The following is a 20714-nucleotide window of genomic DNA, read 5'->3' as shown; positions in this document are numbered from 1 at the left end:
GAAACGAAAAACGCCCCCGCAGCAGGCTGCGAGGGCGTTTCGAAATCCGGTTCGCGAGGCACCGAAGCGCCCCACTGGAACCTGTCGGGATCACATGCGCGAAGCGACGTTTTCCCAGTTGACCAGGTTCTCAAGGAAGTTGGTCAGGTAGGCCGGACGCTTGTTGCGGAAGTCGATGTAGTACGAGTGCTCCCACACGTCGCAGCCCAGCAGAGCGGTCTGGCCGAAGCACAGCGGGTTCACGCCGTTCTCGGTCTTGGTGACCTTCAGGCCGCCGTCGGTGTCCTTGACCAGCCAAGCCCAGCCCGAGCCGAACTGACCGGCGCCAGCCGCCGAGAAGTCTTCTTTGAACTTGTCGACCGAGCCGAAGCTTTCGACCAGCGCCTTTTCCAGCTCGCCGGGCATGCCGGTGCCGCCGGGGGCCATCATCTCCCAGAACTGGTTGTGGTTCCAGAACTGCGAGGCGTTGTTGAAGATGCCGTTCTGGGCGACGGCGTTGGCGTCGTAGGTGCCCTTGATGATCTCTTCGACCGACTTGCCTTCCCACTCGGTCCCCGCAATGGCCTTGTTGCCGTTGTCGACGTAAGCCTTGTGGTGGATGTCGTGGTGATACTCCAGCGTCTCCTTGGACATGCCGCTGTCGGCCAGCGCGTCATGGGCGTAGGGCAGATCGGGAAGTTCGAAAGCCATTGGGGGTCCCCCTTGTCGTGTAGGAATGAGTTCCACGGCACAGAAATGGCATGGAACGCGTCAGGTCAAGGGGTCCGGCGGGGAAATCCCCCCGCCGCCGACGCGTCAATCGCGCCAATATCCGACTTCGCTTCCCGGAATTGCCGCTGTTTTCAGAAGTTCGTGGACATATCCGGCGACCGAACGGAAGCAGACAAGCACAAAGCGGTTGTCCGTTTCGCACAGAACCGCCGCGGCCACCTGCGCCAGCCGGGTACGCCGGAAGGTGCCCGGCCCGAAGACCGAAGGCGCAAGATCGGCGGGCGTCAGCTTGCCCAGCACCTCGCGCGCGTCCACCCCGTCGACCGCGAACACGGCGCGCGCGTCCGAGATGTCGGCGACAAGGTGATGCGTGCCCGCCAGCGCCGCGCCGATGCTGTCGACGTGTCCCGCGACCTCGGCATAGGGGCACAGCAACAGCAGTTCGTCGGGCGACATCCAGAAGATGCCCCGCGTGCCGTCGAAGCTGGCCGCGTTCGGCCCCGGCACGTCCAGCGGAACGGCGGCGGTGACGGCGGCCTTGACCCCCGCGTCCGACAGGTCGCCGCGCAGCGCGATCATGCCCTGCGGCGGCAGCACCTGAATCTCGGCAAAGCCCGCGTGGGTGCCGGGCTGAAGTGCGCCAACTGGATCAGACATTCTGCTTCTCCCCTTCCGGGTCATAGAACACGGGCGACACGATCTTCGCCGCGACGGTCCCGCCGTCTTCCTTGGTGAACTCGACGATCTCGCCCATCCGGTCCGGACCGTGGGAGACCAGACCCATCGCGATGCCGCGGTTCAGCGTCGGCGACCAATAGGTCGACGTCACGCGCCCCTGCACGTTGCGCTGGCCGTTGACGTTCTCGCCCGCCGCCACCGCATAGGCGCCGTCCTCGATCACCGAGCCGTCGGTGGTTTCCAGCCCGACCAGCTTCCACCGTTCGGGATCGGTGAAGTGCGACCGCTGCTGGCCCCGCTTGCCGATGAAGTCGTCCTTCTTCTTCGAGATCGCCCAGTCGAGGCCAAGATCCTGCGGGATCACCGTGCCGTCGCTTTCGTCGCCGATCATGATGAAGCCCTTCTCGGCCCGCAGGACGTGCAGCGCCTCGGTGCCATAGGGCATCGCGCCGAACACCCGGCCCGCCTCCATCAGCTTGTCCCACAGCGCCTGCCCGTAGCCCGCCTTGGTGGCGATCTCGAACGACAGTTCGCCCGAAAAGCTGATGCGGAAGATCCGCACCGGAATGCCGTCCAGCGTGCCGTCGGCCCACGCCATGAACGGAAGCGTCTCTTTCGAGACATCCATGCCGCCCAGCAGTTCCAGCACCTCGCGGGCCTTCGGGCCGACGACGCCGATCTGGGCGTATTGCTCGGTCAGGTTGGCGGTGTAGACCTTCCAGTCCCACCACTCGGTCTGAAGCCATTCCTCCATGTGCGCATGGATGCTGTCGGCCCCGCCCGAGGTGGTGTGACACAGCCACTCGTCCTCGCCCACGCGGGCGACGACGCCGTCGTCCATCAGGAAGCCGTTCTCGGAACACATCAGGCCATAGCGACAGCGCCCGACCTTCAGGGTCGACATCATGTTGGTGTACATCATGTCAAGGAACCGGCCCGCGTCCGGCCCCTTCACAAGAATCTTGCCCAGCGTGGAAGCGTCAAGCAAACCAAGGCCTTCGCGGACGTTCTTCACTTCGCGGTTCACCGCCTCGGCAGCCGTTTCCGACACGCCGCGATAGCAGTAAGGACGCCGCCAGTGGCCCACCGGCTCCCAGTAGGCGCCGTTGGCATCGTGCCAAGCATCCATCGGGGTGCGCCGCAGCGGCTGGAAGATCTCGCCCCGCGCCTCGCCGGCGATCGAGCCCATCGAGATCGGCGTATACGGCGGGCGGAAGGTGGTGGTGCCGACCGCCGGGATCTCGGCGTTCAGCGACTGCGCCAGCACGGCAAGACCGTTGATGTTGCTAAGCTTGCCCTGATCGGTCGCCATACCAAGCGTGGTGTACCGCTTGGTATGCTCGACGCTTTCGTACCCCTCGCGTGCCGCAAGCTGGACGTCGGACACCTTCACGTCGTTCTGATAGTCCAGCCACATCTTGCTGCGCAGCTCGTGGCTGGCGCCCTGCGGCATCATCCAGACGGGTTCGATCGGTGCGGGCGTCTCGGCCTCTGCCTGCGGTGCGGGGGACGCCTCGGGCGCCTTGCCCGTCACCGCCTCGGCCACCGATCCGCCGCCCGCGTGGGCGTCGGCCAGCACCTCGGCGGTGGCCAGCATCCCGTTGGCCGACCCGACGACCGTCACGAACGCCTGCCCCTTGTCGCCGGTCGGCGCCTTGGTACGGTCCGGGCGGAAGAAGGCCTGCGTGTCGTCCCACGTCAGCTTGCCGCCGCAGTGCGACCACAGGTGCACCACCGGAGACCAGCCGCCCGACATCGCGACGACGTCGCAGGGGATGGTTTCCAGAACCGCGCCCTCGCCCGCCTGCGTGGTGATCGCAACGCCCTCGACCCGTGCGCGGCCCTTTACCTTGGCGACGCCCCGGCCGGTTTCGACGCGGATGCCCATCGCGCGGGCCTTCTCGATCAACGGCCCTTGCGGCGTGGCGCGGGCGTCGACGATGGCCGCGACCTTCAGCCCGGACTCGACCAGCGCGAAGGCGGTGCGGTAGGCGTCATCGTTGTTCGTGACCACGACGGTGCGGTCGCCGGCGCTGACGCCCCAGTTCACCGCATAGTCGCGCACGGCCCCGGCCAGCATGACGCCGGGCAGGTCGTTCCCCGCAAAGCTGAGCGGGCGTTCGATCGCGCCGGTGGCGGTGATGACGTGCTTGGCCCGGATGCGCCACAGCCGGTGGCGGGGCTTGCCGTCCTGCGGGTCGTGGTCGGTCAGACGCTCGTACGCCAGAACCGAGCCATGATCGTAGACGCCAGAGCCCATGCAGCGGGTGATCATCCGGACATTGTCCATACGATCAAGCTCTTCCACCGCGTTCTTCACCCACGCGCCGGCGGGAACGCCGTCGATCTCGCCCGCATCAACGGGCGCACGACCGCCCCAGTGTGCGGTCTGTTCGACCACCAGCACGCTGGCGCCAGAGGCCGCGGCCTGCTTTGCCGCCGCAAGTCCGGCGATGCCGCCGCCGATGACCAAAATGTCGACGTGCAGGTGGAAATGTTCGTAGATGTCCGCATCGCGGTCCACCGGCGCGCGGCCAAGGCCCGCCGACTTGCGGATGAACGGCTCGAAGACGTGCTTCCACGCCGGGCGCGGCGACATGAAGGTCTTGTAGTAGAACCCCGCCGGCAGGAATTTCGAGGCATAGTTGTTCACCACGCCGACATCGAATTCAAGGCTGGGCCAGTGGTTTTGGCTTTCCGCCGTCAGCCCGTCGAACAGCTCTTGCGTGGTCGCGCGCTGGTTCGGCTCGAACCGGCCATCGCGGCCAAGGTTGACCAGTGCGTTGGGTTCCTCGGCGCCCGAGGCGACGATACCGCGCGGGCGGTGATACTTGAACGACCGCCCCACCAGCGTCTGACCGTTGGCCAGCAGCGCCGAGGCCAGCGTGTCGCCCTGATAGCCCTTCATCCGCTTGCCGTTGAAGGTGAATTCCAGCGGCCGTCCCCGATCAAGGAACCGCCCGCCCGTGCCCAGACGCGTGCTCATTCGATACCCCTCCAGCTCCAGCCGGGTCGCTTGGTCGTGATCTTTTCGCGGATCTCTGCCGGTGGCTCGGTCACCTGCGCCGAATAGGTGCCGAACACCTCCAGCGTCACGGTGCACCGCGCGGCGTGGAACCACTTGCCGCAGCCCATCGCGTGACGCCAGCGTTCGAAGTGCACGCCCTTGGGGTTCTCGCGGTGGAACAGATACCCCTCGAAGTCCGCGTCGTCCGAACCGGGGCCGACCCGCGTCAGGTGCGCTTCACCGCCAGGAGACAGCTCGGTTTCGTCGGCCTCTATTCCGCAATAGGGGCAGGTCAGGATCAGCATTGGGCGCTCCTGCATGGCAAAAGGGCGGGCATCAAGAAATGCCCGCCCGTCAGGTGGTCGTGAGTGGTGGTGAATTCGTTAGCGGACGGACGCTGTCGCGACGAGCTCGGGAACGAAAAGAGGCTCGGGCGCGATGCGCGGAAGCAGCATGGCGCTGCCCATCCGGATGTCGGGACTTGGGTCGATACGCGCGTCGGGGCGCACCGCTGCGTACGGGCTTGTGTGCGGGCCCATGTGCGCGGCGGACGACCGGCCATCGTCGAACGACTGGCCGGGAAGAATGAAACCAAGAAGCAGAAGCGACCCAAGGCCGCACAGCCAGATCCAAAGGTCCGAGGACCGGGCAAACTGCTGGACGTCTTGCATGTAACGCCCTCCTTTCGACCCGGCGAAAGTAGGGCTTCCCGAGGCTGGGCAACAGGCCTGTTTCCCGCCCGGAAGAGCGGCAGGCCGAAAGCCGCCAATGATGTTCGATTTGTTCGGCAAGCTGCCGCCAAGGGGCGGTCTGCGGTGGGCCGTTTGGGCTGCGTTGGGCGACGAACCGCCGAAACTCGCAGAGTGGGGAGACCGCGCAACATCACGCGGCCCCCCGAAGTTCGGCCCGCAGGGCGCGGGCGATGCCGGCATCAGTTGCCGGCTTCGACGTCAGCGCCGCCAGTCGTCGCAGCGTCGGGGGCTGCGGTCTCTTCAGCCGCGCCGTCAGTTGCGGACGGAGCGGACGGTGCTTCGCTTTCGACGGTGACGGACACGTCGCCGCCGCCGGTGCTGGTCCCGGCGCCGCCGAAGCTGCCGTCGAGATCGCCCCAGAAGACGAAAGCGAGGATGCCGACAAGCACGACAAGCCCGCCGACGATGAAGGCCATGACGGACATGCCGCCGCCCGAAGTGTTGGTCTCGCGAACGTATTCGCGGTCACGCTGGATGTTCTGATCAACCATGTAATCGTTCCTTTCGCGTCAGTTGGCGAGCCAACGCGACTAAGAACGGTTCGGTTCCCTGCCCGACCCCGCACGGCACCGGCCATCGGCAGGGAAACGCCGACGGAGCACCGGCAAACGCCGTGCGCACAGTGATCCCGCCGGTCCACTGGCATCAGTGCGCCACCCCCGCCGCGACGCTTTCGTCCACGAAGCGGCCCGCACGGAAGCGGTCCAGCCCAAAGCCGTCGGCCAGCGGCGACTGCCCCTTGGCCATCAGTTCGGCCATCGCCCAGCCGGACCCGGGGATCGCCTTGAACCCGCCGGTGCCCCAGCCCGCGTTGATGAAGCAGCCGTCCAGCGGGGTTTTCGAGATGATCGGAGACCGGTCGCCGGTCATGTCCACGATGCCGCCCCACTGGCGCAGCATCTTCAGGCGGCTGATCATCGGGAAGGTCTCGATCAGGGCGCGCACGGTTTCCTCGATGTGATGGAAGCTACCGCGCTGGGTATAGTTGTTGTACCCGTCCGCACCGCCACCGATCACCATCTCGCCCTTGTCGGATTGCGACATGTAGCCGTGCACGGTGTTGGCCATCACGACCACGTCCATGCAGGGCTTGATCGGCTCGCTGACCATCGCCTGCAAAGCGACGCTTTCCACCGGCAGACGAAAGCCCGCCATATCCGCCAGCACGCCGGAATGCCCGGCGACGACGATGCCCAGCTTGTCGCAATCGATGTCGCCCTTGGTGGTGCTGACACCCTTCACCTTGCCGCCCTCGGACCGGACGCCGGTGACTTCGCATTTCTGGATGACGTGCATCCCCATCGCAGAACAGGCCCGCGCATAGCCCCACGCAACCGCGTCGTGCCGCGCGGTGCCCCCGCGCGCCTGCCACAGCGCGCCCAGAACGGGATAGCGCGGGCCTTCGATGTTGATGATCGGGCACAGCTCTTTCACGCGCTCGGGGCCGATGTACTCGGTCGTCACGCCCTGCAGATTGTTGGCATGGGCCGTGCGCTGCCAGCCGCGGACCTCGTGGTGGGTCTGCGCCAGCATCATCACACCGCGCGGGCTGAACATCACGTTATAGTTCAGGTCCTGGCTCATCGTCTCGTACAGGCTGCGCGCCTTTTCGAAGATCGCGGCGGACGGGTCCTGAAGATAGTTCGACCGGATGATCGTGGTGTTGCGCCCGGTGTTGCCGCCCCCCAGCCAGCCCTTCTCGATCACCGCGACGTTGGTGATGCCGAAGTTCTTGCCAAGATAGTAGGCGGTGGCCAGCCCGTGGCCCCCGGCACCGACGATCACGACGTCGTACTTCTTCTTCGGTTCGGGCGACGACCACGCCCGTTCCCAGCCGGTGTGCTGGCGAAATGCCTCTCGGGCGATGGCAAAGGCGGAATAGCGTTTCATCAGGCGAATCCCTTCGCTTCTTTCAGGTCTTTCTGGAACGGGTGCGGCCTTGTGTGAAGCGTGCCAGCGGCACTTGCAGCCGGATTTGCGACATGCGGCAAATCGTACATTCCGCGCCCCCCGACGCAAGCGTGAGCGGCCACCGGTCCATTTGGGGTTTTGCGTTCGGACGGCAATGGATAGATGGGTCACTGGACACGGAGGACACATGGTACTTTCGGCATTCTGGATCATATCCGCGCTGCTGGCGCTGGCGGTGACGGCGCTTTTGGTGCTGGCCCTGCTGCGTGGCCGGGCGCTGGCGGCGGATCCGGCGGCGGCCTACGACGTGCAGGTTTACCGCGACCAGTTGCAAGAGGTCGAACGCGACGTCGCGCGCGGCGTCCTGACCGAAGCCGAAGCCGAGCGGGTGCGCGTCGAAGTCTCGCGCCGCCTGCTGGACGCTGACCGCACCGCCCGCGCCGCCGAAGCCGAGGCGACCGCACCGCGCGGCCTGTCGATCGCTGCCGCCGTCTGTACCGGCGTTGCCGTGCTGGCCGGGGCCTTCGGTCTGTACTGGACGCTTGGCGCGCCGGACTATCCCGACATGCCGCTGGCCGCCCGCATCAACGCCGCCGAGGAACTGCTGGCTGCGCGCCGACAGGCCGAGCTAGAGGCCGCGGCCGCCGACTCGATGCCCGAGATCACCCCCGACGCCCGGTTTGCCGAGTTGATGGACCGGCTGCGCACCGCGATGGAAGAGAACCCCGACGATCCGCAGGGGCTGGAGCTTCTGGTGACGAACGAGGCGCGGCTGGGCAACTTCGCCGCCGCCTACGCGGCAAAGCAGCGGCTGAACGCGGTAAAGGGCGACGACGTGACCGCCGACGATTACGCCGACCTTGCCGACCTGATGATCCTTGCCGCGGGCGGCATCGTCTCGTCCGAGGCTGGCACCGCGATCGACCGCGCGCTGGCGCTGGACCCCGCGAACGGGGCCGCGCGCTACTATGACGGGCTGCTGCATCTGCAGGTGCACCGCTATGATCTTGCGTTCTCGACGTGGGACCGCCTGCTGACCGACAGCGCGCCGGACGACCCGTGGGTCGCGCCGGTGCTGGCGCAGATGCCGCAGGTGGCGCAACTGGCCGGCGTGCGCTGGACCCCGCCCTCGGCGCCGCCCATCGTCGGCCCGGACAGCCCGGGACCGACGCAGGGCGACATCGACGCCGCGGCGGACCTGACACCCGAGGAACGCGACCAGATGGTGCGCGGCATGGTCGACGGGCTGGCCGAGCGGCTGGCGACCGACGGCGGCCCGCCCGAGGACTGGGCCCGCCTGATCCGCGCCCTTGGCGTGGTGCAGGAATTGGACCGCGCCGGTGCAATCTGGACCGAGGCGCAGACCGTCTTCGCCGACGCGCCCGAGGCGCTGGACCTGATCCGCACCGCCGCACAGCTTGCGGGGGTGGCCGAATGATCCACGACGACTTCATCGCCTTCGCCGCCGCTCTGCCCCCGATGCGCGGGCTGATGGGGCTGGATTTCGGCACCAAGACCATCGGCGTCGCGGTGTCGGACAGTCTGCTGACCGTCGCGACCCCGATGGAGACGGTGAAGCGCAAGAAGTTCACCGCCGACGCCGCCCGCCTGATGGAAATCGCGGCAGAACGGTCGCTGGGCGGCATCGTGCTGGGTCTGCCAATCAACATGGACGGCTCGGAAGGGCCGCGCGTGCAATCCACCCGCGCCTTCGCCCGCAACCTGTCGCAGCTGACCGACCTGCCCATCGGCTATTGGGACGAACGCCTGTCCACCGTCGCCGCCGAGCGCGCACTGCTTGAAGCCGACACCTCGCGCCGCCGCCGCGCCGAGGTCATCGACCACGTCGCGGCCAGCTTCATCCTGCAAGGGGCGCTGGACCGGCTGAGGCACCTGCGCGGATGACCGGCGGGCCGGGCAGCCGGGACGACTTCGAAAGCCCCTGCATTCGGATATGCGTCGTCCACCGCGAGGCGGGGATCTGCACCGGCTGCCTGCGCACCCCGGACGAGATCGGCAACTGGCTGCGTCTTAGCCCCGACGAACGCCGCGCCATCATCGCCGATCTGCCCGGCCGGGCGGATCTGCTGAAACGCCGTCGCGGCGGTCGGCGTGGGAAGATCGAGCGGAACGGCGGTTAGCACGATCTTCCAGAAGATCGTGCGGCACAGAATTTTCTAGAAAATTCTGCGCCCTACCCCCAAACGGCTTTGCGGATCATGTTCAGCGCGACCAGGAACAGGAACACCGCGAAAACCCGCTTCAGCGGCGCCGGGTTCATCCGGTGCGCCAGCTTCACGCCCAGCGGCGCCGTCAGCAGCGTCATGCAGATCACGATGAAGAAGGCCGGCAGGTTCACCGCGCCGACGGTGAACGGCGGGCGCGAGTCCGGCTCGATGGTGACGAACAAGAACGCCACCACCGACGGCACCGCGATCAGCAGGCCGAAGCCCGCAGCCGTCGCCACCGCCCGGTGAATCGGCTTGCCGTACAGCGTCATCAGCGGCACGCCGAAGCTGCCGCCGCCGATCCCCATCAGCACCGACAGGAAGCCCACCACCGGGGAAAACGCCGCGCGGGCAACCCCGGTGGGCATGGTATCGCCCAGCCGCCAGTGCAGACGGCCGAAGGCCATGTAGGCCGAGATGGTGATCGCGAGAATGCCGAAGATGACCTGCAACTCGCGCGTCTTCAGCTGCGCCGCCACCAGCACGCCGATCAGCGCACCGACCGCGATACCCGGCGCCCAGGTTTTCAGCACATCCCAGTCCACCGCGCCCTTCTTGTTGTGCGACAGCACCGACCGCGCCGAGGTGACGATGATCGTCGCCAGCGACGTCGCAAGGCAGACCTGCATCAACTGCTCGCCGAAGTAGCCAAGCGCCTGAAAGGAATAGAAGAACGCTGCCACAAGGACGATGCCGCCTCCGACGCCAAGCAGCCCGGCCAGCACCCCTGCGATCCCGCCGATCGCCATCAGGATCACAAGAAGCTGGATCAGAAGCAGTGTGTCGGGCATGGAAGCGGTCCTTGGATACGGGGTGCCGTTCCGTAAAACCGCATCCGTGCGGGAAGGTCCATGAGATTTTTCCAGCCCGTGTCAGAGGCTTCGGGCGATGGTGCGCTAGGACGCCAGCCGTTCGGCCGCGTCTGCTCCGGCTCCGGTGACCTGCGCCAACGCGGCGTCGAGAACCTCAAGGCCCGCGCCAGAGCGGTGCGCGTTCTCGCTCAGCACCCGCCGCCAGCCGCGCGCGCCGGGACGACCGGCGAACAGGCCCAGCATGTGCCGGGTCACCTGCGCCAGCTTGCCCCCCTCGCCGAGGTGCGCCTCGATATAGGGCTTCATCAACTCGACCGCCTGCTCGGCGGTCTCCAGCGGCGGTGTTTCGCCCCAGATCACCCGGTCGGCGTCCAGCAGGATATCGGCGGGCTGGTGATAGGCCGCGCGCCCGATCATGACGCCGTCCAGACCGTCGTTCAGCAAGTCCGCCGCGTGGTCCAGCGTCGCGATGCCGCCGTTGATCGAAACGTGAAGCTCGGGGAACGCGCGCTTCATCGCCTTCACAAGGTCGTAGTCCAGCGGCGGGATGTCCCGGTTTTCCTTCGGGCTCAGCCCCTGCAGCCACGCCTTGCGCGCGTGGATCGTCACCCGCCGCACCCCGGCATCGCGCATCCGCTCAAGGAAATCCGGCAGCACGTCTTCCGGCACCTGATCATCGACGCCGATCCGGCATTTCACCGTCACCTCAAGGGGTTGCGCTGCGATCATCTCGGCCACGCAGTCGGCGACCAGCGCGGGCCGTTCCATCAGCACCGCCCCGAAACAGCCGGACTGCACCCGGTCGGACGGGCAGCCGACGTTCAGGTTAACCTCGTCATAGCCCTCGTCCGCCGCCATCCGCGCGGCCTGCGCCAGCTCTGCCGGGTCCGAGCCGCCCAGTTGCACCGCCACCGGATGCTCTGCCGCGTCGAACCGCAACAGATGCCGCGCATCCCCGCGCACCAGCGCAGGCGCCGTCACCATCTCGGTGTACAGCAGCGTCCGCCGGCTAAGCAGCCGGTGCAGATAGCGGCAGTGCCGGTCGGTCCAATCCATCATCGGGGCGACGGACAGGCGGGCGGCGGTGTGCAGGTCGTGTGACATACGGCATCCGGATCAGTGTGGCGGGGCTGTAGCAGGTTCGGCGGGAAAGTTCAGCCCCGATCCTTGCGACGCAGCGCCCAGCGCACCGTCTGGCCGCCTCAGGTGTTCGAATATACCTTACGCCGCGTGGCATTCTTTTTGCTTTTTCGTACACTCGCCGGATCGTAGCCTTGTCCCGCGTCGTCCGAGACGGCGCACGGGATCCCACCGGAGTAGAAGCAGTCGTCGCCGCGCGCGCCGGACATTGCTCCTTTCACATAGAAGGAGACGAACATGACCAACCAGACACTGGCCGAACTGCAAAAAGAGGCGGGAATCGGCGGCTACGGCGAGGAAGTCGATCGCGACATCCCGCAGATCGACATGTCGGATTACTTCAACCGCAAGGAAGAGATCACCGACGCGCTGTGGGACGCCGCCACCGGCATCGGCTTTTTCCAGCTGACCAACCACGGCATCCCGCAAGAGCTGATCGACGAGGCGTTCCTGCTGTCCGCAGGGTTCTTCGACCTGCCCGCCGACACGAAGGCGCAGTATCCGTTGAAGCCGGGCACCAACGCGGGCTGGGAATACAAGGCGCAGGTGCGGCCCTCGACCGGGACGGCGGACCAGAAGGAAAGCTATCAGATCACCCTGCCCCGCATGAAAGGCCTGTGGCCGAGCGGGGAAGAGCTTAACGGCTTCAAGGAAACCATGCTCGCGTTCGAGCGCCACAACTGGGCGCTGGCGATGAAGGTGCTGGACTGCTTCGCCGAGCGGCTGGACTTCGGCCCCGGTTTCTTCACCGAGGGCCACGCGCCGGACACGCCCGAGTATCAGTCGACCCTGCGGCTGATCCACTATCTTGGGATGGAGGACGCCAAGCCCGAGGACTTCAAGTTCTGGCGGGCGGGCGCGCATACGGACTTCGATTGCCTGACGCTGCTGCACCAGAAGGCCGGACAGGGCGGGCTTCAGGTCTGCCCCGGCAAGGACAGCAAGGGCCGCGCGATCCTGTGGACCGACGTGCCGCCGCTGGGTGGCGTGATCACCTGCAACATCGGCGACATGCTGATGCGCTGGTCCGACGACAAGCTGCTGTCGAACCTGCACCGGGTGCGGATGCCGAAGCCCGAGGAATACCTCGGCCCGCGTTATTCCATTGCCTACTTCGCGCAGGCGAACATGGATACCATGCTGGCCGGGCCGGAAGGCAAGTACGAGCCGATGACCGCGCATGACTATATCCAGATGCGGCTGGGCGCGAATTTCGCGAAGAAGTAACACAGCGGCGGCCGGGGCGTTTCGACGGTCCGGCCGCGCGCCGTAAGACGTCAGGCGTAAGGGGGTCGAGGCCCCGCCTGCTCCAGCCCCGCGATCACCGCGCGGATCTCGTCCAGCACCCGCCCCGTGGCGTCGCCCAGCGCGTTGCCGCGACACAGCGCAAGGCTGAGCCGTTCGGTCATGCGGCGGCTGCGGATCGGGCGGAACGCAAGCCGCCCGGCCTCGACGTCCTGCGACACGTCCGGCCACGGTAGAAACGCGATGCCGTGGCCGTCGCGCAGGAAGCTCAGGATCGTGCCGATGCTGTTGGTGTTCAACGCCACCTTCGGGTTGACGCGAACGCTCAGGATCTCGGCCATCAGGCGCGTGTGCATCGACAGCGCCGCGCTTGGCAGGCACAGCGGCCACTGCAACGCCTCTTGCATGGTGAGCGGGCCGCTGCCTTCGATCCCCAGATCCGGCGCGTGGCAGACGCCGAGTTCATAGTCGAAGCCATCCACGATCGACAGGTGCGCCAGCCGAGGCAGGTTGTAGGCCAGCACCACGTCCAGTTCGCTGGCCTCGGACTTCTCGTGCAGAAGCGGGTTCGAGCCGACGACAAGGTCAAGCTCGACCGGACCCAGATGCCGTTCCAGCCGCTGAACCAGCGCCGGAACCACCGGGGTCACCAGGCCTTCCATCGCGCCCAGCCGCAGCAGCTTGCGGCTGCCGCTGTCGCCCCGGTGGAGGCGCTGAACAAAGGCGGCGTCCGCATCCACCCACCGCTGCGCCTCGGCCCGCAGCAGCGCGCCCTCGGGGGTCAGCGACACGCCCCCGGCGGTCCGCACCAGCAACCGCGTGCCGTAACTGCGTTCAAGGATCTGCATCTGCCGCGACAAGGCGGGCGCCGAGATGTTCAGCCGATGCGCCGCCTCGCGGATCGAGGCCGCCTCGGAGACGACAAGGAACGAGCGGATTTCCTTCGAAATGGCGGACATCGCGGGTCTTTCGGTCGGGCTGGGCGGACAGCGGACAAAGGGGTCAGACCGCTGTCTAGCCCATTGCCCGCCGACTGTCGCGGCCCCGGTGCGCAAAGACGGGCCGATACGGTAACCAACCCGCCCGAGAACCCTTGAAACCGGGGGGGCATCACATTACATCCTGTGAATGTGAAACCTTCCGGCGTCTGGAACCATTCTTGCCACCGGAGTACTGCAATTCCTCACGGAACATGCTAAATCAGCGGACGACACGACCGGATGCCCTTGGACACCAAGATGGACAACACCACCGCCACACCGCAGGACGTCGACCAAACCGCGTTCGCGGAGCGGCTCGACCGGAGCGACATCGACCAGATGACCCAGAACGCCGAGGCAGCCGCGGCGTTCCTGAAGGCGATCAGTCATGAAGGTCGGCTTATGATCCTGTGCCACCTTGCGACGGGCGAAAAGTCGGTGACTGAGCTGGAAAACCTTCTGGGCGCACGGCAGGCCGCCGTGTCACAGCAGTTGTCCCGCCTACGGTCCGAAGGGCTGGTCGCGCCGCGCCGGGACGGCAAGACGATCTATTACAGCCTCGCGGACGAGCGTTCGATCCGCATCATGGGCGTGTTGTACGAGATGTTCTGCGGCGCGAAATAGCGCCGCCTCAGCTGGCCTCGGCCTTCTCTTCCAGTTCCAGCCATTCCTCTTCCGCTGCCTCCAGCGCCTCCTGACGCTGGGCCAGAGCCTCTGTCGCCTTGCGGAACTTCACCGGCTCGCGGGTGAACAGATCCGGGTCGGACATCAGTTGCGACAGCTTGCCGATCTCTGATTCCAGCTTCGCGATCTCGGCCGGCAACGCCTCTAGCCGGTGCTTCTCGGTGAAGCTCAGCTTGTCTGCCGCCTTCGCCGCCGGTTTCGCGGCAGGCTTCTCGGCCGCTTTGGACGGCTTTGCGGCTTTCGGCTTCTCTGTTTTCGGTTTCTCGGGGGCGGCCCCTGCTCCCTCGCCCCGCTGCGCGCGATAGTCGCTCCAGCCGCCCGCATAGACGGTCGCGATCCCGTCCCCCTCCATCGCCACGGTGGTCGAGGCGACGCGGTCCAGGAAGTCCCGGTCGTGGCTGACCAGCAGCACCGTGCCGTCGTAGTCGTCGATCAGTTCCTGAAGAAGGTCCAGCGTCTCGATATCAAGGTCGTTGGTCGGTTCGTCCAGCACCAGCACGTTCGACTGCCGCGCCATGATCCGCGCCAGCAGCAGCCGCGCTTTCTCGCCGCCCGACAACGCACGGACGGGCGCGCGGGCCTGCGCTTCGGTGAACAGGAAATCCTTCAGATAGCCGACGACGTGGCGCGGGGTGCCGCGCACCATCACCTGATCCGACTGGCCCGACACCCGCATCGAATTGTCCAGCGTCAGGCTGTCCCACAGGGTCGCGTCGGGGTCGAGCTGCGACCGGTTTTGATCGAACACCGCCATCTCGATCCCGGTGCCCATCGTCACGGTGCCGGTGTCCGGGGCTTCTTCGCCGGTCAGCATCTTCAACAGCGTGGTCTTGCCCACCCCGTTGGGGCCGACGAAAGCCACCCGGTCGCCGCGCAGAACACGAAGCGAGAACGGTTTCAGGATCGTGCGATCGCCGTAGGACTTGGAAATCTCCTTCGCCTCGAACACCCGCTTGCCGGACTGCGGACCGGAATCGAGCGACATCTCGGCCGCGCCCTGCCGCCGGATCGCATCCGACCGCTCTTGCCGCAGGGCCTGCAACGCCCGCACCCGGCCCTGATTGCGCTTGCGGCGGGCGCTGATGCCCTCGACGGCCCAGCGCGCCTCGGCCTTGATCTTGCGGTCCAGCTTGTGCCGGGCAACGTCCTCTTCTTCCCAGACCTTGTCGCGCCACGCCTCGAAATCCTCGAAGCCCTTTTCCTGCCGCCGCACCTCGCCCCGGTCCAGCCACAGCGTGCCGCGCGTCAGGTTCCGCAGGAAGGCACGGTCGTGCGAGATCAGGACAAAGGCGCTGCGGGTGGTCTTAAGCTGCTCTTCCAGCCACGCGATCGCCTCGATGTCGAGGTGGTTGGTCGGCTCGTCCAGCAGCATCAACTCGGGCGCCTCGGCCATCAGCTTGGCCAGCGCCGCACGCCGCCGCTCGCCGCCCGAAGCGGCCTCGACGCGGGTGTCGGGATCGAACTTCAGCCCCTCGGCGGCCATCTCGACGCGGTAGGCTTCGGACGGGTCGAGGTCGGACAGGGCGAATTCGCCCAGCGTCTCGAAGCGGCTGAGATCCGGGTGCTGGTCCATGTAGCCGACCGAGGTGCCGGGCGACAGCACACGGCTGCCCGCGTCCTGTTCCACCATGCCGGCCAGAACCTTCATCAGCGTCGACTTGCCCGAGCCGTTGCGCCCGACCAGCGCCAGCCGGTCGCCGCGCTGCACGACAAGGTCGACGCCGTCGAACAAGGGGTTGCCGCCGAAGGTCAGCGTGATTGCGGAAAGCTGAAGAAGGGGTGCCTGTGCCATGCGCAGCAGCTATCCCCGCGCCGCGTCATCGTCAACGGGGGCCGGAATGCACGTCAGCCCGCCACCATGCGCAGCGCCCGTGCGCGGGCGGGCGGGACGGCGGAAATCTCGAGCCCGGTGAAGACGTGCAGCGTGTTCAGGTCGTGGTCCACCACCGCGTGATCGCTGACCCAGCCGCCCATCATCAGGTAGGTCCGCAGCAGGGGCGGCATCGTCTGAAGCGCGGCCTTCGCGTCGGGCTTCCTCCGCAGCCGACGCGCAAAGCGGAACACGTCGGGCGCCTTCACCTTGGGCAGCCACCGCTTGGGCGCAAGGTGGCGTTCCTTCAGCATCGCAAAGGCGTCAAGGTAGCTGTCCGTCTCGGTCCCGTGGAACGAGGAACAGCCGAACAGCATGTCGACGCCCTGCTCGTCCACGAACCGGGTCATCGCCCCCCATGCGACACGCAGGATGTCGGGGTCGCGGGCGTGGTCGGGGTCGATGCAGAAACGGCCCATCTCGACCATCCGCCCCTCGTAGCCTTCCAGCGCCGACAGGCCGTAATACTGCGCGGAATAGCTGTTGCCGATCTCGGCGCCCGACAGCGGCAACATCCGGAAACAGCACGCCAGCGCGCCGTCACGGCTGTCCTCGACCAGAACGTGGCTGCAAATCTCGTCGAAGCGGTCGGCGTCGGACCCGCCATCGCGCGGCGCGGCGCCCGTTTCGGCGATGAAGGTGCGATAGCGCAGCGCCTGCGCCGCCGCGATGTCCTCGGGCGTCTCCGCCATCCGTGCGTGGTATCTGCCCCTGCGAAGCATCCTGCCCTCTCCGCCCGATCCGTACCGGGACGGCCCGTCCGCTGAACTTGGAAAGCCGCCACGCGATATTACCTATGGTTTCGAGTTCAGGTACACACAAGATGTGACACCCATCTGACGAAGCCGGAGAGCATACATGGACAAGGTCACCAAGACCGACGCGGAATGGCGCGAGCAGCTTGACGATCTGACCTACAAGGTCACCCGCAAGCACGGCACCGAGCGCGCGTTCACGCACGACGATTTCCCGAAAGATCCGGGCACCTTCCGCTGCACCTGCTGCGGCGCGCCCCTGTTCGATCAGGCGCACAAGTTCGAAAGCGGCAGCGGCTGGCCCTCGTTCTGGCAGCCGCTGGACGGCGAGCTGGTGGGCGAAAGCGAGGACCGCAGCTGGTTCATGAAACGGACCGAGGTGCACTGCAACCGCTGCGAAGCACACCTTGGCCACGTCTTCCCCGACGGGCCGCAGCCCACGGGACTGCGCTATTGCATCAACGGCGTGGCGCTGGAATTCGAACCGGAAGACTGAACATGAAAAGACCCGGCGCACCGGCGCCGGGTCTGAAACCTGTCGGTCAAGGCCGCCGGACCTACCGGGCCAGCAGCTGGTCCGCAGTGAAGTTGCCGAAGCTGCCGAACAGCTGACGCAGGAACGAAACGCCCTTGATGTTGCTGTCGGTCACGCGGCGCGAAATCGTGATGTCGCGGCCCTCGGCCATGCCGAACCGCTCGACGTTCTCGACCACACCGGCCTCGTTGAAGCTGATCGCGACGACTTCGCGCTCGATCTCGCGCTGCTGGCGGAAGCCGTAGGCGCGGAACTTGGATTTCACGTAATACCAGCCGCCGACGTCGAGAATCCCCGAGGCCGAGGGACGGCCAACCAGTTCTGCCACCGTTTCGCGGGTGTCGGCCCCGACGGTGACTTGCGCCAGCACGTCGTCTGTCGGCACGTAGCCATGCGTGCGGTCGATGTTGGAACAGGCGGCAAGCAGGCCAAGCAGCCCCGCCACTAGCGTCAGCCGGAAACCGGCGGTGATCCTGCCCATTGCAACCCTCACGTCTCTGGCCTTGCGGCGCTGGCCCCCGAGCGGCCGGTGGTTCCGGCCTCTTGTCTCGGGCCTGCCGAACTTCTACGTCGCTTACCAGATAGAACGCAAAGGGTTCAAGCGAATGGACGAGCGCGACGCGACGACCAAGATCCGACTTGCCGCTCTGCGCAGCGGCGGCGTGCATGACTTCCGGCTGGAACCGGACGCCGAGGTGCGCGCCGAGATTGCCGGCGAACTGGACCTGCTGGGGCTGAAAAAGCTGCGGCTGGAAGGGCGGCTGGTGCCCGAGGGCAAAAGCGACTGGCGGCTTGATGCGATGCTGGGCGCGACGGTGGTGCAGCCCTGCGTGGCGACGCTGGCGCCGGTGACGACGCGGATCGACGCCGAGGTGGCCCGCAGCTATGTGGCCGAGCCGCCCGAGATGCCCGAGGCGGAAGAGGCCGAGATCCCCGAGGACGACACGATCGAACCGCTTCCGGCGGTTCTGGACCTGCAGGCGCTGATGATCGAGGCGCTGGCGCTGAACCTGCCGATGTATCCCCGCGCCGAGGGCGCCGCGCCGGTCGAAGAGACCTTCGCGGAGGACGGCGTCGAGCCGATCCGCGAGGAAGAGACGAAGCCCTTCGCCGGTCTTGCCGCGTTGCGCGCGCAGATGAAGGACGACGGCGAGGGCTAGGCGCTCTGCGCTTTCAGCACCCGTTTCAGGCGGTCGCGGGGGGCTCTGCCCCCGCGCGCTGCGCGCGCTCCCCCGGGATATTTTTGGACAGAAGAAGCCGGGATCAGGCCTCTGCCGCCGCCCGGTCGGCGCGCACCTTCTCGGCGGTCTTGCCGTGCAGTTCCTCGTAATGGTCGAACCGGCTTTCGTACCAGCCGGTGCCGTGGGTCAGCCCGGCCAGTGCGCGGAACAGCGCGTCCTCGGCCGGTTGCGGGATCAGGGCGCGGAACACGTCCCAGCCGCGCGCGGTCGGGTGCGGGTCGAAGCCCAGCACCTGCCCCTTCAGCGCCGAGACCTGCGCCACCAGCCCGCCCGCGTAGATCGACGGGACGTGGATGTCGATGCGCTGCACCGGTTGCAGCAGCACCGGCCCCGCCTCGGCCAGCGCCTGCCGCAGGCCCATCAGCCCGGCGGTGCGGAAGGCGTGGTCCGAACTGTCGACCGCGTGGTGCTTGCCGTCGGTCAGCGTAACGGCGACGTCGAGCACCGGAAAGCCCATCGGCCCCTGCTTCAGCGCCTCTTCGCAGCCCGCCTGCACCGCGGGGATATAGTTTCGGGGCACCGCGCCGCCCTTCACCGTCTCGTCGAAGGCAAAGCCCGCGCCGCGCTGTTGCGGGCGCACCGTCAGGTGGATGTCCGCGAACTGCCCTGCCCCGCCCGACTGCTTGCGGTGGCGATAGCGCGCCTCGGCCGGGCGCGTGACGGTTTCGCGATAGCAGCCTTCGGGCGGGTCGTCCTGCACCGCGATGTCGAATTCCGACGCCAGCAGGTCGGACAGTCGGCGCAGATGCATCGGGCCCTGGACATGGACGCAGGCGTGCCCGGTTTCGGGGTCCTGCGACAGGCGCAGCCCGGGATCGACGCCGGCGACCCGCGACAGCGCGCCGGACAGCCGCGCCTCGTCCCGGGTGTTCGCGGGGGTCAGCAGGCGCACCATGGCGGGCGCCGGACCGGCGGCCCAGTCGGGCATCGGCTGCGCATCGCCGTTTGCATAGACCGTCCCGGGCGCGAGGTGGTCGGACTTCACCGCAAGCGCCAGCCCGCCCGGAGGCACCGCCCCGTCGACCGGCTTGCCGTCGGGCGCGGCCAGCGTGCCCAGCGTGCCGCCGCCCAACGCGGCGCCGGGGGCAAGATCGCCGCCTAGGTCGCGCAACAGCACCGACTTGCCGACGTGGCGGCGGTTGTCGCCCCAGACGGCGATCACCGCGTCGGGTGCCACGCGCAAGCGGGCCGCGACCGCCTCGGGGCCCGCCGATTCGTGGCGCAGGTCCTTCATCAGCCGCGTCACCCCGTTGGCGTGCAGCGCCGCGCCAAGGAACACCGGCAGGATATCGTTGCGCCGGTGCATGTCCGCGACCATCGCGAACACGCTGTCCGGCGCCGGGACCTTGTCCTCGATCAGCTGTTCCAGCAGCGCGTCGTCATAGTCGGCAAGGTTTTCCAGCATCTCGGCCCGGGCCTCTTGTTCGCGGGCACGGATGGTTTCCGGCATCTCCACCAGCGCCGAGGGCCGTCCCTCGCGGTATTCCCACGCGCGTTCCGAGATCAGGTCCACTGCGCCGGTGATCTCGCCGCCAGCGCGGATCGGCACCTGCCGCAGCACCAGAAGATGCGCGGCATAGGTCTGAAGCGCGGCCACCGTATCGCGCACCCGGCCCTCGAACCCGTCCATGTGGTTGATGAAGAGAGAGGCGGGAACGCCCGCCTCTTCGATCAGTCTCAGGTAAGGGGCCGCCTGCGGCGCCGCCTCGGGATGGGGCGGCACCACAAGGACCGCGTGGTCCGACGCCGCCAGCGCGTGGCCCGCCGCCGCAAGGTTGTCGGCGCCGCCGGTCACGTCGAGCGCGCCCCACGCCTCGGACAGGTAGTCGAAACATCGAAGGGTCAGCCGGTCGCCGAAGGGGGTGGCGCGCTGTCGCCCTTCCAGCGCGCCGAGCGCCTCTGTCAGCGTGGTTTTCCCCGATTGCGATGGTCCGAGCACCGTGAAGCAGCGCATGTCCGTCCTCCTCTGTCCGACCGGCCTTGTGCGACAGGCGGTGCGCGCGCAACCGCACGCGTACCACTGCCCGATGACCGGTTCTGGACTGCCTGATGACCTGCCGTGCGCCCCGGGGGTGTGCGGATGTTCCGCCGCATCGCCCGCGTTCGTTGGAAGGGGGCCGCGCCGCATGGTCGGACGCGGGCGGCCGTTGCGTCAAGAGCCTTGC

General features: G+C 67.3%; 21 protein-coding genes. 7 read left to right on the top strand and 14 right to left on the bottom strand.

Annotated elements, in window-relative coordinates:
* Positions 1-90: 90 nt before the first annotated feature.
* The 7 genes from P1K30_RS15695 to P1K30_RS15665 all read right to left on the bottom strand — a co-directional run bounded on the left by P1K30_RS15695 (position 91) and on the right by P1K30_RS15665 (position 7038).
* Positions 91-690: a superoxide dismutase gene (locus P1K30_RS15695; RefSeq protein WP_275633708.1), complete on the bottom strand. Its 600-nt coding sequence runs from the start codon at positions 688-690 to the stop codon at positions 91-93.
* Between the two features lie 105 nt (positions 691-795).
* On the bottom strand, positions 796-1368 hold the full coding sequence (locus P1K30_RS15690; protein WP_275633707.1) for a sarcosine oxidase subunit gamma: 573 nt from the start codon (positions 1366-1368) through the stop codon (positions 796-798).
* On the bottom strand, positions 1361-4375 hold the full coding sequence (locus P1K30_RS15685; protein WP_275633706.1) for a sarcosine oxidase subunit alpha family protein: 3015 nt from the start codon (positions 4373-4375) through the stop codon (positions 1361-1363). Before P1K30_RS15685 ends, P1K30_RS15690 begins: the two co-directional genes overlap by 8 nt.
* Positions 4372-4701: a sarcosine oxidase subunit delta gene (locus P1K30_RS15680; protein ID WP_275633705.1), complete on the bottom strand. Its 330-nt coding sequence runs from the start codon at positions 4699-4701 to the stop codon at positions 4372-4374. Before P1K30_RS15680 ends, P1K30_RS15685 begins: the two co-directional genes overlap by 4 nt.
* A 78-nt stretch (positions 4702-4779) precedes the next feature.
* Complete coding sequence (locus P1K30_RS15675) at positions 4780-5067, bottom strand: hypothetical protein (protein WP_275633704.1); 288 nt, start codon at positions 5065-5067, stop codon at positions 4780-4782.
* Between the two features lie 260 nt (positions 5068-5327).
* On the bottom strand, positions 5328-5639 hold the full coding sequence (locus P1K30_RS15670) for a hypothetical protein (protein ID WP_275633703.1): 312 nt from the start codon (positions 5637-5639) through the stop codon (positions 5328-5330).
* 154 nt (positions 5640-5793) lie between these two features.
* On the bottom strand, positions 5794-7038 hold the full coding sequence (locus tag P1K30_RS15665; RefSeq protein WP_275633702.1) for a sarcosine oxidase subunit beta family protein: 1245 nt from the start codon (positions 7036-7038) through the stop codon (positions 5794-5796).
* A 208-nt stretch (positions 7039-7246) separates the two neighbouring features.
* Here P1K30_RS15665 and ccmI point away from each other — a divergent pair, with 208 nt between their 5' ends.
* From ccmI to P1K30_RS15650, 3 genes are read left to right on the top strand one after another with little or no spacing between them, the layout of a single operon-like run.
* On the top strand, positions 7247-8497 hold the full coding sequence (gene ccmI, locus P1K30_RS15660) for a c-type cytochrome biogenesis protein CcmI (protein ID WP_275633701.1): 1251 nt from the start codon (positions 7247-7249) through the stop codon (positions 8495-8497).
* Complete coding sequence (gene ruvX / locus P1K30_RS15655; protein ID WP_275633700.1) at positions 8494-8964, top strand: Holliday junction resolvase RuvX; 471 nt, start codon at positions 8494-8496, stop codon at positions 8962-8964. Before ccmI ends, ruvX begins: the two co-directional genes overlap by 4 nt.
* On the top strand, positions 8961-9200 hold the full coding sequence (locus P1K30_RS15650) for a DUF1289 domain-containing protein (RefSeq protein WP_275633699.1): 240 nt from the start codon (positions 8961-8963) through the stop codon (positions 9198-9200). Before ruvX ends, P1K30_RS15650 begins: the two co-directional genes overlap by 4 nt.
* A gap of 53 nt (positions 9201-9253) precedes the next feature.
* Here P1K30_RS15650 and P1K30_RS15645 read toward each other — a convergent pair whose 3' ends face one another.
* Together P1K30_RS15645 and dusA are read right to left on the bottom strand one after the other, a co-directional pair.
* The gene (locus P1K30_RS15645; RefSeq protein ID WP_275633698.1) at positions 9254-10078 is read right to left on the bottom strand and encodes a sulfite exporter TauE/SafE family protein; all 825 of its coding nucleotides are present in this window, start codon (positions 10076-10078) and stop codon (positions 9254-9256) included.
* A 105-nt stretch (positions 10079-10183) separates the two neighbouring features.
* Positions 10184-11203 (bottom strand): tRNA dihydrouridine(20/20a) synthase DusA, encoded by a 1020-nt coding sequence (dusA, locus tag P1K30_RS15640; RefSeq protein ID WP_275633697.1) that lies wholly within the window; start codon positions 11201-11203, stop codon positions 10184-10186.
* A gap of 273 nt (positions 11204-11476) precedes the next feature.
* On the opposite strand from dusA, the gene P1K30_RS15635 reads away from it, so the two are divergent.
* Positions 11477-12466 carry an isopenicillin N synthase family dioxygenase gene (locus tag P1K30_RS15635; RefSeq protein ID WP_275633696.1) on the top strand — a complete coding sequence of 330 codons (990 nt, stop codon included), beginning with the start codon at positions 11477-11479 and terminating at the stop codon, positions 12464-12466.
* A gap of 50 nt (positions 12467-12516) precedes the next feature.
* Here P1K30_RS15635 and P1K30_RS15630 read toward each other — a convergent pair whose 3' ends face one another.
* Positions 12517-13443: a LysR family transcriptional regulator gene (locus P1K30_RS15630; protein WP_275633695.1), complete on the bottom strand. Its 927-nt coding sequence runs from the start codon at positions 13441-13443 to the stop codon at positions 12517-12519.
* 360 nt (positions 13444-13803) lie between these two features.
* On the opposite strand from P1K30_RS15630, the gene P1K30_RS15625 reads away from it, so the two are divergent.
* Positions 13804-14088, top strand: coding sequence for an ArsR/SmtB family transcription factor (locus P1K30_RS15625; protein WP_275633902.1), 285 nt, complete (start codon positions 13804-13806; stop codon positions 14086-14088).
* 7 nt (positions 14089-14095) lie between these two features.
* Here P1K30_RS15625 and P1K30_RS15620 read toward each other — a convergent pair whose 3' ends face one another.
* Together P1K30_RS15620 and P1K30_RS15615 are read right to left on the bottom strand one after the other, a co-directional pair.
* Positions 14096-15940, bottom strand: a complete 1845-nt coding sequence (locus P1K30_RS15620; RefSeq protein ID WP_275633694.1) for an ABC-F family ATP-binding cassette domain-containing protein — start codon at positions 15938-15940, stop codon at positions 14096-14098.
* A 53-nt stretch (positions 15941-15993) separates the two neighbouring features.
* A complete protein-coding gene (locus P1K30_RS15615) occupies positions 15994-16710 on the bottom strand; it encodes a GNAT family N-acetyltransferase (RefSeq protein ID WP_275633693.1) in 717 nt (238 codons plus the stop codon).
* A 166-nt stretch (positions 16711-16876) separates the two neighbouring features.
* Between P1K30_RS15615 and msrB the strand changes: the two genes are divergently transcribed.
* Positions 16877-17269, top strand: coding sequence for a peptide-methionine (R)-S-oxide reductase MsrB (gene msrB / locus P1K30_RS15610; RefSeq protein ID WP_275633692.1), 393 nt, complete (start codon positions 16877-16879; stop codon positions 17267-17269).
* A gap of 61 nt (positions 17270-17330) precedes the next feature.
* Here msrB and P1K30_RS15605 read toward each other — a convergent pair whose 3' ends face one another.
* A complete protein-coding gene (locus tag P1K30_RS15605; protein WP_275633691.1) occupies positions 17331-17789 on the bottom strand; it encodes an outer membrane protein assembly factor BamE in 459 nt (152 codons plus the stop codon).
* A gap of 124 nt (positions 17790-17913) precedes the next feature.
* On the opposite strand from P1K30_RS15605, the gene P1K30_RS15600 reads away from it, so the two are divergent.
* Positions 17914-18468, top strand: a complete 555-nt coding sequence (locus tag P1K30_RS15600; protein ID WP_275633690.1) for a YceD family protein — start codon at positions 17914-17916, stop codon at positions 18466-18468.
* A 103-nt stretch (positions 18469-18571) separates the two neighbouring features.
* On the opposite strand, the gene P1K30_RS15595 is transcribed toward P1K30_RS15600, so the two are convergent.
* A complete protein-coding gene (locus P1K30_RS15595) occupies positions 18572-20503 on the bottom strand; it encodes an elongation factor G (protein ID WP_275633689.1) in 1932 nt (643 codons plus the stop codon).
* Between the last annotated feature and the right edge of the window lie 211 nt (positions 20504-20714).

It is taken from the genome of Psychromarinibacter halotolerans (assembly GCF_029168315.1).
Taxonomy (GTDB): domain Bacteria; phylum Pseudomonadota; class Alphaproteobacteria; order Rhodobacterales; family Rhodobacteraceae; genus Psychromarinibacter; species Psychromarinibacter halotolerans.
This window is presented reverse-complemented; position numbering and strand designations above follow the sequence as displayed.

Excerpts from the sequence above, each read along its gene's own strand:
- P1K30_RS15620 (WP_275633694.1), bottom strand. The coding sequence starts at position 15,940 with ATGGCACAGGCACCCCTTCTTCAGCTTTCCGCAATCACGCTGACCTTC.
- P1K30_RS15665 (WP_275633702.1), bottom strand. The coding sequence starts at position 7,038 with ATGAAACGCTATTCCGCCTTTGCCATCGCCCGAGAGGCATTTCGCCAG.
- P1K30_RS15650 (WP_275633699.1), top strand. The coding sequence starts at position 8,961 with ATGACCGGCGGGCCGGGCAGCCGGGACGACTTCGAAAGCCCCTGCATT.
- P1K30_RS15675 (WP_275633704.1), bottom strand. The coding sequence starts at position 5,067 with ATGCAAGACGTCCAGCAGTTTGCCCGGTCCTCGGACCTTTGGATCTGG.
- dusA (WP_275633697.1), bottom strand. The coding sequence starts at position 11,203 with ATGTCACACGACCTGCACACCGCCGCCCGCCTGTCCGTCGCCCCGATG.
- P1K30_RS15615 (WP_275633693.1), bottom strand. The coding sequence starts at position 16,710 with ATGGCGGAGACGCCCGAGGACATCGCGGCGGCGCAGGCGCTGCGCTAT.
- P1K30_RS15670 (WP_275633703.1), bottom strand. The coding sequence starts at position 5,639 with ATGGTTGATCAGAACATCCAGCGTGACCGCGAATACGTTCGCGAGACC.
- P1K30_RS15595 (WP_275633689.1), bottom strand. The coding sequence starts at position 20,503 with ATGCGCTGCTTCACGGTGCTCGGACCATCGCAATCGGGGAAAACCACG.
- ccmI (WP_275633701.1), top strand. The coding sequence starts at position 7,247 with ATGGTACTTTCGGCATTCTGGATCATATCCGCGCTGCTGGCGCTGGCG.
- P1K30_RS15600 (WP_275633690.1), top strand. The coding sequence starts at position 17,914 with ATGGACGAGCGCGACGCGACGACCAAGATCCGACTTGCCGCTCTGCGC.
- msrB (WP_275633692.1), top strand. The coding sequence starts at position 16,877 with ATGGACAAGGTCACCAAGACCGACGCGGAATGGCGCGAGCAGCTTGAC.
- P1K30_RS15685 (WP_275633706.1), bottom strand. The coding sequence starts at position 4,375 with ATGAGCACGCGTCTGGGCACGGGCGGGCGGTTCCTTGATCGGGGACGG.
- P1K30_RS15645 (WP_275633698.1), bottom strand. The coding sequence starts at position 10,078 with ATGCCCGACACACTGCTTCTGATCCAGCTTCTTGTGATCCTGATGGCG.
- P1K30_RS15635 (WP_275633696.1), top strand. The coding sequence starts at position 11,477 with ATGACCAACCAGACACTGGCCGAACTGCAAAAAGAGGCGGGAATCGGC.
- P1K30_RS15605 (WP_275633691.1), bottom strand. The coding sequence starts at position 17,789 with ATGGGCAGGATCACCGCCGGTTTCCGGCTGACGCTAGTGGCGGGGCTG.
- P1K30_RS15630 (WP_275633695.1), bottom strand. The coding sequence starts at position 13,443 with ATGTCCGCCATTTCGAAGGAAATCCGCTCGTTCCTTGTCGTCTCCGAG.
- P1K30_RS15695 (WP_275633708.1), bottom strand. The coding sequence starts at position 690 with ATGGCTTTCGAACTTCCCGATCTGCCCTACGCCCATGACGCGCTGGCC.
- P1K30_RS15680 (WP_275633705.1), bottom strand. The coding sequence starts at position 4,701 with ATGCTGATCCTGACCTGCCCCTATTGCGGAATAGAGGCCGACGAAACC.
- ruvX (WP_275633700.1), top strand. The coding sequence starts at position 8,494 with ATGATCCACGACGACTTCATCGCCTTCGCCGCCGCTCTGCCCCCGATG.
- P1K30_RS15690 (WP_275633707.1), bottom strand. The coding sequence starts at position 1,368 with ATGTCTGATCCAGTTGGCGCACTTCAGCCCGGCACCCACGCGGGCTTT.
- P1K30_RS15625 (WP_275633902.1), top strand. The coding sequence starts at position 13,804 with ATGACCCAGAACGCCGAGGCAGCCGCGGCGTTCCTGAAGGCGATCAGT.